15 protein-coding genes and 2 tRNA genes are annotated in these 15,076 nt (G+C 59.5%); 5 read left to right on the plus strand and 12 right to left on the minus strand.

Annotated features, from left to right (window positions below):
- Positions 1-16 precede the first annotated feature (16 nt).
- Positions 17-97 carry a pyrroloquinoline quinone precursor peptide PqqA gene (pqqA, locus tag GOB82_RS06240; protein WP_043550231.1) on the minus strand — a complete coding sequence of 27 codons (81 nt, stop codon included), beginning with the start codon at positions 95-97 and terminating at the stop codon, positions 17-19.
- A 369-nt stretch (positions 98-466) separates the two neighbouring features.
- On the opposite strand from pqqA, the gene GOB82_RS06245 reads away from it, so the two are divergent.
- The 3 genes from GOB82_RS06245 (at position 467) to GOB82_RS06255 (ending at position 4,019) form a co-directional block, all read left to right on the plus strand.
- A complete protein-coding gene (locus GOB82_RS06245; protein WP_242007234.1) occupies positions 467-1,792 on the plus strand; it encodes a lipopolysaccharide biosynthesis protein in 1,326 nt (441 codons plus the stop codon).
- A 78-nt stretch (positions 1,793-1,870) separates the two neighbouring features.
- Positions 1,871-2,863, plus strand: a complete 993-nt coding sequence (locus tag GOB82_RS06250; RefSeq protein WP_276510321.1) for an ELM1/GtrOC1 family putative glycosyltransferase — start codon at positions 1,871-1,873, stop codon at positions 2,861-2,863.
- 115 nt (positions 2,864-2,978) lie between these two features.
- On the plus strand, positions 2,979-4,019 hold the full coding sequence (locus GOB82_RS06255) for a glycosyltransferase (protein WP_166121191.1): 1,041 nt from the start codon (positions 2,979-2,981) through the stop codon (positions 4,017-4,019).
- Between the two features lie 256 nt (positions 4,020-4,275).
- Here the strand turns inward: GOB82_RS06255 and GOB82_RS06260 are convergent.
- Positions 4,276-4,351: transfer RNA gene (locus GOB82_RS06260), tRNA-Ala, on the minus strand.
- Positions 4,352-4,464: 113 nt separating this feature from the next.
- Between GOB82_RS06260 and GOB82_RS06265 the strand changes: the two genes are divergently transcribed.
- Entirely contained in the window at positions 4,465-4,764 is a 300-nt protein-coding gene (locus GOB82_RS06265; RefSeq protein WP_242007235.1) for a YggT family protein, read from the plus strand.
- Positions 4,765-4,845: 81 nt separating this feature from the next.
- Here GOB82_RS06265 and GOB82_RS06270 read toward each other — a convergent pair whose 3' ends face one another.
- The 10 genes from GOB82_RS06270 to GOB82_RS06315 form a co-directional block, all read right to left on the minus strand.
- Positions 4,846-5,130, minus strand: a complete 285-nt coding sequence (locus GOB82_RS06270) for a hypothetical protein (RefSeq protein WP_166121193.1) — start codon at positions 5,128-5,130, stop codon at positions 4,846-4,848.
- A gap of 242 nt (positions 5,131-5,372) precedes the next feature.
- Positions 5,373-5,669, minus strand: coding sequence for a hypothetical protein (locus GOB82_RS06275; RefSeq protein WP_166121196.1), 297 nt, complete (start codon positions 5,667-5,669; stop codon positions 5,373-5,375).
- A 452-nt stretch (positions 5,670-6,121) separates the two neighbouring features.
- A tRNA-Phe gene (locus GOB82_RS06280) sits at positions 6,122-6,197 on the minus strand.
- Between the two features lie 55 nt (positions 6,198-6,252).
- A complete protein-coding gene (locus tag GOB82_RS06285; RefSeq protein ID WP_166121199.1) occupies positions 6,253-6,435 on the minus strand; it encodes a DNA gyrase inhibitor YacG in 183 nt (60 codons plus the stop codon).
- Positions 6,432-7,517 (minus strand): ribonuclease E/G, encoded by a 1,086-nt coding sequence (locus GOB82_RS06290; protein ID WP_166121202.1) that lies wholly within the window; start codon positions 7,515-7,517, stop codon positions 6,432-6,434. Before GOB82_RS06290 ends, GOB82_RS06285 begins: the two co-directional genes overlap by 4 nt.
- Positions 7,514-8,146: a Maf family protein gene (locus GOB82_RS06295; protein ID WP_166121205.1), complete on the minus strand. Its 633-nt coding sequence runs from the start codon at positions 8,144-8,146 to the stop codon at positions 7,514-7,516. Before GOB82_RS06295 ends, GOB82_RS06290 begins: the two co-directional genes overlap by 4 nt.
- Before the next feature lie 4 nt (positions 8,147-8,150).
- Entirely contained in the window at positions 8,151-8,369 is a 219-nt protein-coding gene (gene infA, locus GOB82_RS06300; RefSeq protein ID WP_003622234.1) for a translation initiation factor IF-1, read from the minus strand.
- 70 nt (positions 8,370-8,439) lie between these two features.
- Positions 8,440-9,753 carry a histidinol dehydrogenase gene (hisD, locus tag GOB82_RS06305; protein ID WP_166121208.1) on the minus strand — a complete coding sequence of 438 codons (1,314 nt, stop codon included), beginning with the start codon at positions 9,751-9,753 and terminating at the stop codon, positions 8,440-8,442.
- The gene (hisG, locus tag GOB82_RS06310) at positions 9,750-10,499 is read right to left on the minus strand and encodes an ATP phosphoribosyltransferase (RefSeq protein ID WP_166121210.1); all 750 of its coding nucleotides are present in this window, start codon (positions 10,497-10,499) and stop codon (positions 9,750-9,752) included. The genes hisD and hisG overlap by 4 nt, the downstream gene beginning before the upstream one ends.
- Before the next feature lie 133 nt (positions 10,500-10,632).
- Positions 10,633-13,599 (minus strand): ribonuclease E/G, encoded by a 2,967-nt coding sequence (locus tag GOB82_RS06315; protein WP_166121213.1) that lies wholly within the window; start codon positions 13,597-13,599, stop codon positions 10,633-10,635.
- Positions 13,600-14,191: 592 nt separating this feature from the next.
- On the opposite strand from GOB82_RS06315, the gene GOB82_RS06320 reads away from it, so the two are divergent.
- Positions 14,192-15,067, plus strand: a complete 876-nt coding sequence (locus GOB82_RS06320) for an N-acetylmuramoyl-L-alanine amidase family protein (protein ID WP_166121216.1) — start codon at positions 14,192-14,194, stop codon at positions 15,065-15,067.
- The last annotated feature ends 9 nt before the right edge of the window (positions 15,068-15,076 follow it).

Consider the following 15,076-nt stretch of genomic DNA (forward strand, 5'->3'; position numbering starts at 1 on the left):
CCGGCGGCGAAAACTTTTATTTCTTCTGGCCGCAAACGTAGCTGTTGATTTCAGCGCCGAGCGGGATTTCGGTGATTTTCGGTGTGGTCCAGGCCATGGGAACTCTCCGTAAACAGGTCAGGTGACATACGGCCTCCTGTTCGGGCAACACATGCACGAAAGGACACAGGCCGTGTCTTTCGAGTGTGAGCAAAAGTTCAGGCAGTGCAACCCTGCAGGCGTTAAAGTGAGACGTTTTTCATGCTTTTCACGGGACTGTGATGAGTGCGTCTCTCGACCATGCTGCATGGGCCGTTCCCGGCGTTCAGGGTGGAACTGCGGCTTTTCGGGTGGAAGGGATTTGCTATTTCGGCCAGAGGGCTTCTAAACACACTCCGGCATGGTGCGCTGCGCAAACGCATGGCCGGGTCTTTCCTGCAGGGATGTCCAGCCCATTTCAGGCAGAAAGAGAGAAGCATGAGGGCTGATGAATAGTCAGATCAAGGCGTTGTTCGGGCGTGTGTTCCGCAACACAGGCTATCTGCTGAGCGGCAGGGGGGCCATGGCCGTGCTCGCGCTGGGCAGCACGGCTCTGGCCGTGCGCACGCTGGGGCTTGAAGAGTACGGCATCCTGCTGCTGATGAGTTCCTTCGTGCTCTCCTGCGCGGTGGCAACCCGCTTTCAGGCATGGCAGCCGCTGCTGCAATACGGCACGTCTCTCTATAAAGCCGCTGAAAAAAAGCCGTTTCATACACTCCTGCGCCACTGCATCGCGCTGGATGCCGCAGGGGCCGTGCTAGGGCTGGCGGTCGCCCTGTTTTCAAGCGTGTGGCTTGGGCATCTTTCGGGGTGGGCCGTGGCGTACGGGCATATCCCGCTATGGTATATGTCCGTCATCCTGTTCATGAACACCGGGTGCGCCATGGGGGTTCTGAGGCTGGCCAACCGGTATGAACTCGCGGTTCTGGCGGATACGGCCAGCTCTGTTGTCAAATTCGCGGGGTGTATCGCCGGGTTTTTTCTGAGCTGGACACTGCGGGATTTTCTGGTGCTTTGGTACGGTGCGACAGTCGTGGCGTTTGTGCTGGATTATGGCCTGGCGTTCTGGGTCATGGCGCGGACAGACAAGCTGCGCGGTTTCCGGCTGCTCAATGTGCCATGGCTCAGCCAGATCAGGGGTATCTGGCGGTTCACGTTTTCCACCAGTCTGGATCAGGCTCTGGGGCGTCTTGGTTCCCGCCTTACGGTGCTGGTTGTGGGGGCTGTGCTGGGGCCGGAAAGTGCCGCCATCTATAACGTGACCTGGCAGATTTCAGATGGCATGGCCCGGCCCGCGCAAATGCTGACACCGGCTCTGTATCCGGAACTTGTTGCCCTGCGCGACAAGCGGGACTGGACTTCCATCCGGCAGGTGACAAACCGTATCCTGCAGGCACTGGCACTTTTTTCCGCCGTTGTGCTGGTTGTCGCGACTGTTGTGGGGCCGTGGTTGCTGCATGTGTTGCTGACTGTTCCGTGGACAGGCACACGCACCCTGCTGCTGCTCATGACGGTGACGGCTATTCTGGATTTATGGGATGTCCCGCTGGAGCCCCTGCTGGTTTCTCTCAACAAGGCACATCAGATTCTGATTGGCCGGGTGGTGACGATGTGCTTTTCCCTGCCGCTGCTGTACGTGCTGGCGACTGCGTGGGGGATGACGGGCGCTGGCGTTGCGACTCTTTTAAGCGAGCTTGCTATTTTTCTGACACGCCTCATCCCCTATCTTGTTATGAACCGTAACAGGATGTTTGAGGGCAAACCCGGAGCCTGAGGAAAATGCCGGGTCCATAACGCGGAAGCGGGAGAGTGTGACCTGAGCAGTTTTTTTTCATCCGAACCGGTCTGGATTCTGGACACGGGAAGAGTTGGAGAGCGCGCGCAGTGCGAGAGAGTGGCGGAAGCTCTGGGGCTTCCTTTCAGAAATGTGCCGCTCAACCCGGATTTTACGGCTCCGGCGCGCTGGCCTGACACCAGCGGCCTGCGTCTTATCCTGTCTTTTGGCAACGCCGTGCGGGCGGCCCAGGCGTTGCGGGCTTCCTGTGCCGTGCGCCCTCTTGTGGTGCAGATAGGTCGGCCCAGCCATGTCCCCATAACAGATCTGGACCTGATTATTTCTCTGCCACAGGATGATTACCCCTCCGGGCCCAATATCCTGAAAAGTGCATGGCCCCTTAACGGTGCATCGCTCCAGCCCCTTCCTGTGATTCCCGAAGAGCAGCGGACTGCGGGGACGGTTGTGCTGTATGGCGCGCCGTCCCGCCAGTTTTATATGGGGCACACGGAAACACAGCGTTTGCTGCGTTTTGCCACGGAACTGGCCAGAGCCAATGGTGAGCCGCTGCATCTTATCGCAAGTCCGCGGACACCCCCTGACCTGTGGGATTACCTGCAGGCGCACGCAAAAACCTCCGGCTTCTCCCTGTATCCCTTCAGGCGGGAGGACAACCAGTTCGACAGGCTTCTGCAAACAGGGAGCCGGTTTGTTGTCACGGCGGACAGCGCCTCCATGCTGGCGGAGGCATGGCGCACCAGAGCGCCGGTCTGGTTGTTTCCCTTGCCCCGGCGCGAAACGGGGATGACAAGAGCCCAGCGGACTCTGGACGCACTGGGCCTGAGGCCTGTCCGATATACGCTTGTGCGCCGTGGAGTGCTGGGGAGCGGGGCCAATTTCGCCCACTGGCATAAGACCCTGATCCGCGGGGGGGAGATCCGCCGGGCGGACCTGCCCTTGAGCGCAGAGGCCTTGCGCTGGCGTCCATCCAGCCACAGGCCGGAGGAGGATCTGCTCCGGCTCCGGCGCAGTATTCTGGCTCTTCCCGGGTTGCAGAAGGAACGCACCTGACCTGATATGCGGATGATCTGGCATGTGCATTTCAGACATGCTTTCATGCCAGATGTGTCTCCTGACACCCGCTCTGTCCCGAAGCGGATGAAACACCTCTGACGGGACGAACAGGATGCGGTCTGAGACCCTCACAGAGCAGGCAATTCTGGATGGAACCTGCGCTGTTATCGTAACATATGGCAGTCGCCTTGTTTTTCTGGAGCAGGTTCTTCAGGCGGTTCTGCAATGCGGCGCCGGGCATGTTGTTCTGGTGGATAACGGAACAGCCCCGGACGTTTCGGATAAAATAAACGCCTTTACACACCAGTGGGGGGCGGCCCGCACATCCTGCATCAGGCTGGCGCGAAACGGGGGATCCGCCGGTGGATTTGCAGCAGGGATTGCGGCCGCGGCGCGAAGAAGACAAACCCTGCATATCTGGACGCTGGATGACGATACGGTTCCCGAACCTGATGCCCTGAAGGCACTGGCGCGCACATGGGTGCTGATGGGCAGCTCTCCTCTCTGCTGCCTTGCCAGTTTCCGTCAGGACAAGCGGACATACGTCAAGCTTGTTCGCAACAACAAACCAAATGCCATTCAGAATAATTCATTTTTCGGATTTTCCGTGCAGTCCGTGTTTCAGAAAAAAACTGTGGCCATCTGGGACAAAGATGGACTGCCTTGCCGCGCGATGGAGATGGGGGCATATGGCGGATTATGGCTGCACAGGGACTGGGTTGATCGGATCGGCCTGCCAGATGAACGATTTTTCCTGTATTTTGATGATTATGACTACACCTTGCGCATAACCCGCCAGGGCGGTGTTCTCTGGATGTGCCAGAAAAGCATTCTGAGGGACATCGAACAGTCCTGGACCGAGGCGCCGTCTTTCCTGCACCCATGGTTGCAGTATGAACAGGGCGCGGTCCGCCCGTATTTTTCCGTAAGGAACAGAGTTTTTATCGAGCGGAAGAGCAGAAAATCCCGGAGTGTTTACACTCTGAACATGGTCCTGTTTCTGTTGATCAAGGTCTTGTGCCGGACATGGCGGAGTGTTCTGTATCACCTTGTGCATCCAGTCAAAATGCTGCGGCGCTGGCGTATTCTGTTTGTGGCGATTCAGGATGGTTTCTCCGGAAATTTCGAAAACAGTATTCTGGAATCAAAATAAATCTGAAGTCCGGAAAAGCGTTCATGAACGCATAACGTAGGCTTGCCTGCCTGAAGGGAGGATGCCTGAAAAGGTGCGGGTAAAACCGGAAGAAGGGCAGCCGGAGGCCTGAAACCTGCCCTGTAGTGTTGGGGCTGGCGTGTGGGGAGGAGGATGTTTTTTGCCGAGATAGCCGCATATGGTGCCTGGCGTATGACGCTTACAGGCGGGTATTCGGATTATTTAATTATGAAAATCAGGTATTTATAAAGGCGTTTGGTGGAACTGAGGGGAATCGAACCCCTGACCTCCTCATTGCGAACGAGGCGCTCTCCCAACTGAGCTACAGCCCCGCCTTTATAGATTTTGGATAGAGGGCTTACCAATAGACTGTCAAGCTGTATTGTAAGGCGCTGAAGCCCGGAGAGAAGACCCTGATTCGGGCATGTGATGCGGAGACTAATTCTTGCTGTTCGGTCTTTTTACGCTGTTGATGCGCCTTCTGGAGATATACTGCTGGATTCTGATCGCATCCTGCATTTATATAAATCTCTGCCTGTTCGGGGTTCTGGACAGCCGAAACCAGATTGTCTGGAAAATAGGGTATTTTCTGAACCGGGTAACGGAACCTGTTCTCGAGCCTGTGCGGCGTATCCTGCCATCCCTCGGGGGGGTGGATTTCAGCCCCATGGTGGTGCTGCTGGGGATTCAATATGTGCTTCAGCCCGTGCTGGTCAGTCTCTTCAGGACAATAATCTACCGTTGAAGCACGGCACAAAGGGTTCGTCCCCCCTGCGGAGCACGAACCCTTCTGATTTTTCAGTTCGGCAAAAAATCAGGCACCAGATCAGTTGGCCTTTGCGGCTTCAATAATCCCGGAAATCCCTGCACCGATCTGAGAGATGGCATCGGGGATGTTGGCGGGGTTAAAGATGGAATCCGTAATCAGACCGATTCCGTTGCCCAGAGTGGAACTGGCCGTTACAGCGGAAATTGCCGGGGCATGGCCGTTAATGGCTGTGTATCCCATATCGACCGTCTGGCCGATAGCGCTGCCAAGGGCACTTCCGAAATCACCAAAAAAGCCACCACCGCTTACGGCATTGAGTTCATTGTTTTTGAGGTCGCGCATTGTTTTTACTCCTTAGTAAGTAAGGATTTTATTATTGATGGCCAGACACTCTCGACCATCTGAAATAAACATAAATAAAAATTAAATAATATACAAATTATAAATATATAAATTAGAATTATAAATATAAAAAATGAATAAAAACGCTTTCTATATGAAGCATGGGCCGTACAAATAAATACAGCCCATGCTCATTTAGTCATATTTGAATATGACTAAGGCGTTTGTATGGAAAATATACTTCAGCCGAAGAGGATGTGCAGGCTTTTCCCGACATCCGGCAGTGCGTTTGCGAAGGCATCAGCCTGCTTCTGGGCAGCAGCCATATCAGTCTTGGCGGTTTCAATGGCTGTGTTGGGCGTGACATTGCCGCTGAACAGGGCCTTGAACTGAGAGCTCAGAGTCTGAGCATCCTGATTCAGGGTTGTGCGGACGTTTGAAACAAAATCCACCAGGCTGTTGGCAGCAGCCACCTGGGCATCGCTCATGGTGCCGCCGCTTACGGCTGTCTGTTCGGTTGTGGTCAGAGAACGCATCATTATGCCTCCAAAAAGTTAACTGAAATTAATCCGTATAATTTTTGAGACATCACTGCAAGCGTTAAAGAGCGCCCCTTGTTTATCACAAAGCCTGCACTGCTTATCCACAAGCTTACCCTCGCAACTATCCGCAGAATCTGGGGATAAGTGCCCGCAGAGAAAATGAGCCAGATGAAAGGATGGGGGCGGGACGCATCATGGCCACAGGCAGGGGGTATGCCGTTAGAGGGGCAGCCGAAATTTTTAATTCTATGAGCCATGGGGGAGGGGAGTGCGACTGGCCAGCAGAAGCCGGATTCCGAATAGCCTGAGGGCTCTCACGGGCTATGTGCAGAGCATCGTGAGGGGGGAGGCTGCTGTGGGCAGTGTATAAGGCCTGAAAACACGCACAAAACGTGACTACGCCAAATTACACCAAATTGTAAGGAAAATGGCAGTTTTCTGCGCTAAAATGGTGCCCAAGACCGGGATCGAACCAGTGACACTGCGATTTTCAGTCGCATGCTCTACCAACTGAGCTACTTGGGCACCGCAGCCGTGCGGCGTGAGAGAGCATTTATCTCAGCCGGGGAGGGAGATCAAGTCACCTTTCGTCATTTATCTCAGGTTTTTCAGCATTCTCTTCATCAGCCGGAGGGCCGGGAACGCGGTATTGCCCGGAAAACCAGCGGCCGAGGTCAATATCCGCGCAACGGCGGGAGCAAAACGGCCGTGTAGCCTCCTGAGTGGGGGCGCCGCACATTGGGCAGGTGCTGCTTTTTGTCATGGTTGTGTCGTCCAGAAAAAATCAGGCAAAGCGGGGTCCAGCGTCAGACTCAGGGGTTTGCCCCGCTGTGTCACGCAGTCTGCCAGAGCCTGAGGGTCCTGTTCCAGTGCGGTGATAAGCCCTACACCCCCCCGGAGCACGCTTGCCTGTGCCTCCCGTGTGGCACAGGCGCGGAGCGCGGCCAGTGCTCGCCCGTGCGGGGAGGAGAGCAGTTCCGGCAGTGAGGGGTGAATCCGCGCCCGGACCAGTTCAATCAGCCCCAGCGCGGTAATGCCGAGGCAGCGCGGCTTCAGCGGGTCATCCTGCAGTGCGGCTTTCACAGGCTCCAGAAGTGCTTGCCGTTTGCGCGTGGCCAGACCTGCGGGGTCAATCAGAATGGCTCCTGAAAGGTTACGCAGGCGGATCTGGCGCATCAGGGCAGGAAGCGCATCCCGGTTGGCGGCAAACTGGGCAGTCTGCTTGGGCCAGCCGCTCTGGGCCGGGGGCGCGTCCATATCAATGGCAACCAGAGCAGGGGTAGGGGTGATGCTGGCCTGCATGCCGCTGGGCAGTGAGACAACAGGCTCCTCCAGAGCCGCGCAGGCCTCCGTGATCTCTTCGGGGAACGGCAGGAGTTCCTGAAGGCGGCGCGGGCGGAGAGCGGGGGGAATACGGGCCGCAGCGGCGGGAGAGTCGACCACAAGCGTGGCGTCAGGCCATCTGGCAGCCAGACGCTCCAGCGGTGTCGGGCCGGGGCGGATCAGGCCGGGTCTGGCGGGGAGCGGTTCTGAAAGGGTTTCGGCCCGTAGTCTGACACCCTTGCCACCCTGTGCCGCCCGCACGATCCGCACCGGCAGGGCCTGACCTTCCGGTAGCGAGTCGGTTTCTTTCTGGTCTGGCAGAAAGCCGCTGGCACCGTTGCCCAGATCCACAAAGGCACCGCCCATTCCGGCCGCACGTGCGCTGATACGCCCCAGATAGAGATCTCCCACCCCATCCGGGGCAGCAGGACGCCAGAGTGCGTAATCAAGCAGGGTGTCGTCCTGCGTCACGGCAATGCGCAATTCGCCCGGAAAGGTGGCGATGCGCAGGAAGGTGCTCACGGCAGCCAGTGTCCCGGTTGGCCACGCAAAAGCTGTGCTGTTTCAAACAGTGGCAGGCCGATCACGGCGGACGCACTTCCTGAAAGGAAGCGGATAAACGCCGCGGCGTGCCCCTGCAGGGCATAACCGCCTGCCTTGCCCTGCCAGTCACCCAGATCAAGCAGGCTTTCAATCTGGTGAGAGGTCATGCGGGAAAATGTGACGGCTGTTTCCACCACCCGTTCAGACCGGCGGCCTTCCGGCCAGCCAGCGGAGGGCACGAGGGAAAGCGCTGTCAGCACGGTATGGCGGCGGCCGGAAAGCTGTTCCAGGCACGCACGCGCTGTTTCACGGTTTTCCGCCTTGGGGAGGATGCGCCGTCCAAGAGCCACAACCGTATCCGCGCCGAGCACAAGAGCGGGCTCGGTCAGGCTGGCTGCAACATGCTCCGCCTTTTCTGCGGCCATACGGCGCACATAGGGGCGCGGCAGTTCAGTCCGGGCTGGGGTTTCATCAAGGTCGGCAGGGAGAATGCGGTCTGGCACCAGCCCGATCTGACGCAGAAGGTCAAGCCTGCGGGGGGATGCCGAAGCCAGCACAAAGTGGGGGCGGCCCACACTCTCCGTGCCGCCCGGCCCGGATGCTGTCATCGTCTTACTTGAAGCGGAAGGTAATACGACCTTTTGAAAGGTCATACGGTGTCATTTCGACGTTCACCCGGTCACCAGCCAGAACACGAATACGGTTCTTGCGCATTTTGCCGCTGGTGTGGGCCAAAATCATGTGTTCGTTATCGAGTTTTACCCGGAACATCGCGTTGGGCAGCAGTTCGGTAACCGTGCCGCTGAATTCAATCATGTCTTCTTTAGACATGGCGTCCTTCGTTCATTTTCAAGCCTCGTTATGGTTGGATGTGCAGATATGGGTGAGGGAGCGGGTTCGGTCAAGCTTCAGGCGTGGTTTGGGCCAGCGCATCAAGCCGGGCAGAGATGCTCAGCGCGTGGGCTTCCAGCCCTTCCGCCTGTGCCAGCGCCACACCGGCGGGGCCAATGCGCCGCAGGGCATCCGGGCCACCGGCCAGGAAGGTTGTCCGCTTCATGAAGTCAAAAACAGACAGGCCCGAAGCAAAGCGCGCCGTGCGGGAGGTGGGCAGGACATGGTTGGGGCCACCCACGTAATCCCCCACCGCCTCAGGGCAGAAGCGGCCAAGGAAAACCGCGCCAGCGTGCCGCACGCGGGCAAAAAGCGCCTCCGGGTCATCCACCATCAGTTCCAGATGTTCGGGAGCCAGACGGTTGGCCAGAGCCACGGCCTCTTCCAGATCGCGCACAACCAGAACGGCGCCGTTGCGCTCCCAGCTTGCGCTGGCAATGGCGGTGCGGACCAGCGTGTTCAGTTCTGTCCTGACCGCCTCAATCACCTTGTCGGCAAAGGCGGCATCCGGGGTGATGAGCGTGGCCTGCGCCAGTTCATCATGCTCGGCCTGCGCCAGAAGATCGAGGGCGATCAGGCGTGGATCTGTAGCCGAATCGGCAATCACGACAACGTCTGACGGTCCGGCGATACTGTCGATCCCGACATGGCCGAATACCTGCCGCTTGGCTTCCGCCACAAAGGCGTTACCAGGGCCGACAATCCGGTCCACCGGGCGAATGGTCTGTGTGCCAAATGCCATGGCCCCCACAGCCTGCGCGCCGCCAACACGGTAGATTTCCGTCACACCGGCGCGGTGTGCGGCGGCCAGCACCAGCGGGTTGATGACGCCGTCCGGAGTTGGCACGCACATGGCCAGACGTGAGACACCGGCCGCGCGGGCCGGAATGGCGTTCATCAGTACAGAAGAGGGATAAGCGGCTTTCCCCCCGGGCACATACAGCCCCACGGCATCCAGCGGAATCCAGCGCATGCCCAGTGTCATGCCGGCATCATCCGTGTAGCGGATGTCAGAGGGCATCTGGGCTTTGTGGAAGGACTCAATGCGCTGTGCAGCAACATCGAGTGCGGCCATCAGCTCCGGGCTGACCTGCGTGCAGGCCTCGGCAATCTCATCGGCGGTAAAAGCGAGCCGGTCCGGGGTAAGGGGAAGGCGGTCAAACCGTTCTGTCAGGGCGCAGAGGGTAGCATCTCCATCACGCCGCACAGATGCAAGAATGTCGGCAACCGGTTTGTGAACTTCCTGCCCCTGTTCTTCACGGGCTGTGAGGAGAGAGGCGAATTCTGCCTCAAAACCGGGGTCGCGTGTATCAAGCCGTTTCATGAAGACTGTTCTGCCTTGACCTTTTCCGTGACCGGAGGGGTTGCCTCCAGCGCAGTGCGAAAGCTGTTGATAAGAGCGCCGATTTCTTCCGGACGCGTTTTGAGCGCCGTGCGGTTTACAATGAGACGGCTGGTGATGTGGGTAATGGTTTCCACCTCACCCAGCCCGTTAGCCCGCAGGGTGGAGCCGGTATCGACCAGATCAACAATCAGCCGGGACAGGCCAAGCATCGGGGCCAGTTCCATGGCGCCATGCAGGTGCACGATATTGGCGTTGATGCCGCGCGCCGCAAAAAAACGACGGGTGATGGCGGGGTATTTGGTGGCGACCCGCACTTCGGACCAGCGCGCCCATTCTTCCGGGTCGTGCGGCAGGGTGACAGGTTGGGCCACTGAAACCCTGCATCCGCCAATACCCAGATCAAGCGGGGCGTAAATTTCAGGGTAGTCGAATTCCATCAGCACATCAGCGCCGCAGATTCCGATATGCGCGCCGCCGGAGGCCACAAAAGTGGCAACATCAAACGAGCGGACACGAACAACATCCAGCTTTGGGTTCTGGGTGGGAAAGCGCAGCTTGCGGCTGTCATCACCCAGACAATCGGCGGAAGGAGCCATACCCGCTCTCTCAAGGAGCGGCGTGACAGCTTTGAGAATCCGGCCTTTGGGGAGAGCCAGAACCAGTTGGCCCCGGTCCTGCGTTCCGGAGGAACGCGCGGGCTGACGATCTGGCTGGGGCACGGTCATGAAAACTCCGGTGGGCGGGGGAGGTCAGTTTTATGAGAGGCATTACCTAGCATAAGGCCGCCGGTGGTCAAAAGAGGCATGAGTCCGGCTGGGGGCGGGTGGAATAAACCCGCCCCCAGCCGTTCAGCAGGGTTTAGCGGCGCCACCATCCTGTGCGACGGTTGGAGACAGGTTTGTCATCCTCAATCACAATCGGCTGTACGATGGAGGCATCCGGCGCATCGTCCTTCCGGCTGGCAGGCTGGCTGGCCTCAGCGGCTTCGGTCTCAACCGCAGCGCTCCTGCTGGGTGTGGCCGTGCTTTTGGCTGCTGCCCGACGGCGGCGCGGCGCGGGTTTTTCCGCATCAGTGCCGGTGCCATCCGCCTGCGGTGCCGTTGCCTCTTCCGCCGGTGCGGCCGCTTTCCGCCGTGCCGGTGTCTGGCGGCGCGCGCGGGGGCTTTCACCCTCAGCGCCGTCTTCCGTTACGACATCAGCCGACTTCCGCGCAGCGCGGCGGCGGGGCTTCTGGGCCTCTGCCTCGGCGGCCTGCGTTTGGGCAGCAGGTGCGGTGTCGGTCACGGTTTCAGGTGCTTCCGCCTGAGCCGTTGCCGGAGAGGCATCACCCGCTGTTGCAGCCTTGCGGCGGCGTGCGGGGCGCTTGCGGGCCGGTTTTGCGTCCGTGGCCGAAACCGCATCGTCCTGAACGTCCGGTGTGGCTGCAACCGGTTCGGGTGCTTTTACAGGTGCTGCGGGTGTTCCGGTAGCCTGAGTCCCGGCGGGCGTTCCCCATGTGCGGGCCGGTCTGGCAGAGGCTCTGGCGGCTTTTTCCGCCTCGGCTTCCGCAGCTTCCATGGTGGAATTTTCGATCAGATCAAAAATATCCAGACTGCCACCAAACGGGTTGGCCGGGGTCGGCCCCTGCCAGGTTGTGCGGCGCGGCTGGGGGGCCGGACCTTCCTCAATGTCTACCCGCACTTCCGGTGCGTCCGTTCTGCCGGAGCGTACGCGGGAGTGGCGGGTGCGGCGGCGGCCGGGAACCAGATTGGTCTGTGTATCGGCCGGTGCGGCGTCCACCTGCTCATCATCAGCCTGAGACTGGGGCTCGGACTGCGCCTGCCCCTGTGCCTGAGTCTGATTCCGGTTGTGGCCCTGAGGCGCTTGCGCAGAGGCACCCTGTTCCGGTGCAGCGGAATTGTCCTCACGGTTTCCGTTGCCACCACGACGGCGACGGCGACGGCGACGGCGGCGCGGCTCTTCTTCCCCGCTGCCTGCTTCAGCCACCGGTGCGGGTGTGTCCGCGCGGGGGCTTTCCTGCTGCGCCACGACTTCTTTGGGTGCGCTTTCGATAACGGCTTCTTCCACACCGCTTTCAACGGGCGGCAGAAGGGCAGGATTGCGCCCGATTTTGGGGGGCTGGCGGCGCTCAATGCGGATTTCCGGCACGGGCAGGGTAGCATCCGCCGCGAACAGGATTTCCATCTGATGGCGCTGCTCGATTTCCGCCAGCCAGTCGCGCTTGTTGTTCAGCACGTAGAAGGCAATCTCGGCGGCCACATGAACGGTAATGGCAGAAGCGCGGCGGCGTGCGCCTTCTTCTTCCACAGCGCGCAGCACATGCAAGGCGGAGCTTTCAATACCGCGCACCATGCCGGTACCCTGGCAATGCGGGCAGGGCGTGAAGGCGGCTTCTGCCACGGAAGGCCGCAGCCGCTGGCGGGACATTTCCAGCAAACCGAAATGCGAGATCGAGCCCATCTGGATACGGGCGCGATCATGGCGCAGCGCGTCCTTCAGGCGGCGTTCGATCATGCTGTTGTGGCGGCGGGATTCCATGTCAATGAAGTCAATGACAATCAGCCCGGCCAGATCCCGCAGGCGGAGCTGGCGGGCTACTTCATCCGCAGCTTCCTGATTGGTGCGGAAGGCTGTTTCTTCAATGTTGCGCTGGCTGGTCGCCTTGCCGGAGTTGACGTCAATGGCCACCAGAGCTTCCGTCTGGTTGATAACCAGATAGCCACCCGAGCGCAGGGACACGACCGGGGAGAGCATGGCGTCCAGATGCCCTTCCACATGGTAATGGGCAAAGAGCGGCTGGTTTTCCTTGTTCCACAGCCGGACTTTTTCAGCGTGCTGCGGCATGAGCAGGCGCATGAAGTCCCGCGCGGCTTTCCAGCCCTGTTCCCCATCAACCAGAATTTCGCTGACTTCACGGGTATACACATCGCGGATGGCGCGTTTGACGAGGCTTGCTTCCTCATAAATCAGCGCCGGGGCGACGGAGCGCATCGTCAGGTCACGGATATCGTCCCACAGATGGAGCAGATATTCGCAGTCCCGCGTGATTTCCGGGCCAGGCCGCTGTGCGCCCGCCGTGCGGACAATCATGGCCATGCCGCGGGGCAGATCAAGTGCGGAGATAATATCCCGCAGGCGGCGGCGGTCCGGCACGGAGGTGATCTTGCGGGATACACCACCGCCCCGCAGGGCGTTGGGCATCAGCACACAGTAGCGCCCGGCAAGGGAGATGTAGGTGGTCAGGGCTGCGCCCTTGTTGCCACGTTCTTCCTTGACAACCTGCACAAGCAGAACCTGCCTGCGGCGGATCACTTCCTGAATGCGGTAGTTGCGCAGGAAGCGGGCAATCCGCTTCTGGATCAGCGCTTCTTCACCCGTATCGGTTTCACCGCCAACATAGTCAGGGGCATCATTCCGGCGGGCCGGGCGGTTGCCGTCCTCATCGCCGGTGGCGTCCTCAAGCTCATCAGAAGCGGGGGAGGGAGCATCCTCATCCTCTTCTTCAGTGGAGGCTTCGCCTGCGTCGATCAGGGCTTCTTCTTCAGCCTGAAGGGCCAGAAGCTTTTCCCGGTCAGCAACCGGAATCTGGTAATAGTCGGGGTGGATTTCGCTGAAGGCCAGAAACCCGTGGCGGTTGCCGCCATATTCGACAAAAGCGGCCTGAAGGCTCGGCTCTACGCGAACAACGCGGGCAAGATAGATGTTTCCTTTAAGCTGCTTTTTAGAGGCGGCTTCAACATCGTAATCTTCAAGTCTGTTTCCATCCATAACAACGACACGCGTTTCTTCCGCGTGCGTTGCATCGATCAGCATACGCTTTGACATAAAAAGAAAAACTCCGGTGTGCCGGTGGCCGGCCTGTCCGGTGGAGCCGTTTGAACGGCTGGACACGGGATGGGGACACTTCCGGCAGGCATAGATCTGTATGTGTGAGACAATGGGAGGCGGATGCCAGGCCAGGCACTGAGGTGACAGCAGAGGCGCGGAAACAGGCTGCTGCTTCCGGTCTGGTCATGCACTCCAAGGTAGTGGCCAAGGCGATAGTCATAGATCCTTCAAAACAATGTTTCCTGCCCCGTCTGCGCCGGGCGGCGGTCTGACGCCAGCCGCGCCCTTAGCTTTCACAGGGGCGGAAACAGGATGCATAACGGGCAATCCTGCCTTGAGCCATGCTTGTTGAACATGACCCAAACCGCAACAAACCGCAACCCATTCAGAAAGACTGTTTTTCATTCCTCTTTATTTGTCTCTCTGATTCTGACACGGTTTCGACATTATCTATGTGCAGAATTGCCCCGATTACAGAAGTGTGAAGCGTGTTATGAAGCCAAAGTCTGAAAAACCAGCCGGTTTTCTCCCATTGGCCGGGCGCCTTGGCCCCACAGGAGCGCCCTGTGCACCCGAGGCAGGAAAAAAGATGTCTGACCGACGCACGCTTCTGGTGACAGGTGCTGGCCTGTTGGCGGGGGGGCTGCTGGCCGCTCCGGCCCGTGCGGCAGGGGGGGCACACCACACGCTTTCGCGCCCGGCCGGTCCGCTGGCGCCTCCCGTCGGGCGCGGGCTTCAGGCTCCAGCCATTATCGGGAAGGCACGCCCGGCTCTGCCGCTTGTCATGCTTGACCCGGGCCATGGGGGCAAGGACCCCGGCGCGATCGGCTATAGCGGGACTTACGAGAAATATGTTGCGGAAGCAGCGGCAACGGAGCTTCGGCAGCAACTGCTGGCAACGGGCCGGTACCGTGTGGCCATGACACGCACCAGTGATCATTTTGTGCCGCTGGACGGGCGCGTTGAACTGGCTCAGCAGCATGGGGCGTCCCTGTTCATTTCCATGCATGCGGATGCCCTGCACAATGCCGGGGTGCGGGGGGCCAGCGTGTATACGCATTCCCACGGGGCGTCAGACAGCCAGACGGCGGATCTGGCCAAAACCGAGAACAGTGCAGACCGCTATGGCGGCCCTCTGGTGCAGGGAACCTCGCCCGAGGTGCAGCAGATTCTGGCCAGTCTGGTGACAGAAGAAGCCAGACGCGGGTCCGCGCATATGGCCAGTGCCGTGGTCTCGGCTTTTCAGTCACGGATTAATCTGCTGACACACCCGCATCGTCACGCGGCATTCGCCGTGCTGAAATCGGCCCAGATTCCGTCTGTTCTGGTGGAAATGGGATTCATGTCTAACCGGATGGATGAAGCCGCCCTGCGGCAGGCTGGCCACCGGGCGATGGTGGCCGGAGCCATGTGCACGGCCGTGAACCGCTATTTCGCCGCAGCAGGGGTAGGGCTGGCGGGGTAGGCCACAGTG

The organism is Acetobacter farinalis (assembly GCF_011516935.1).
GTDB lineage: Bacteria > Pseudomonadota > Alphaproteobacteria > Acetobacterales > Acetobacteraceae > Acetobacter > Acetobacter farinalis.

What these genes read in the sequence shown, in the direction of transcription:
- pqqA (WP_043550231.1), bottom strand. Translation starts at nt 97, where the DNA reads ATGGCCTGGACCACACCGAAAATCACCGAAATCCCGCTCGGCGCTGAA.
- GOB82_RS06245 (WP_242007234.1), top strand. Translation starts at nt 467, where the DNA reads ATGAATAGTCAGATCAAGGCGTTGTTCGGGCGTGTGTTCCGCAACACA.
- GOB82_RS06255 (WP_166121191.1), top strand. Translation starts at nt 2,979, where the DNA reads ATGCGGTCTGAGACCCTCACAGAGCAGGCAATTCTGGATGGAACCTGC.
- GOB82_RS06270 (WP_166121193.1), bottom strand. Translation starts at nt 5,130, where the DNA reads ATGCGCGACCTCAAAAACAATGAACTCAATGCCGTAAGCGGTGGTGGC.
- GOB82_RS06275 (WP_166121196.1), bottom strand. Translation starts at nt 5,669, where the DNA reads ATGATGCGTTCTCTGACCACAACCGAACAGACAGCCGTAAGCGGCGGC.
- GOB82_RS06285 (WP_166121199.1), bottom strand. Translation starts at nt 6,435, where the DNA reads ATGACAAAAAGCAGCACCTGCCCAATGTGCGGCGCCCCCACTCAGGAG.
- GOB82_RS06295 (WP_166121205.1), bottom strand. Translation starts at nt 8,146, where the DNA reads ATGACAGCATCCGGGCCGGGCGGCACGGAGAGTGTGGGCCGCCCCCAC.
- infA (WP_003622234.1), bottom strand. Translation starts at nt 8,369, where the DNA reads ATGTCTAAAGAAGACATGATTGAATTCAGCGGCACGGTTACCGAACTG.
- hisD (WP_166121208.1), bottom strand. Translation starts at nt 9,753, where the DNA reads ATGAAACGGCTTGATACACGCGACCCCGGTTTTGAGGCAGAATTCGCC.
- hisG (WP_166121210.1), bottom strand. Translation starts at nt 10,499, where the DNA reads ATGACCGTGCCCCAGCCAGATCGTCAGCCCGCGCGTTCCTCCGGAACG.
- GOB82_RS06315 (WP_166121213.1), bottom strand. Translation starts at nt 13,599, where the DNA reads ATGTCAAAGCGTATGCTGATCGATGCAACGCACGCGGAAGAAACGCGT.
- GOB82_RS06320 (WP_166121216.1), top strand. Translation starts at nt 14,192, where the DNA reads ATGTCTGACCGACGCACGCTTCTGGTGACAGGTGCTGGCCTGTTGGCG.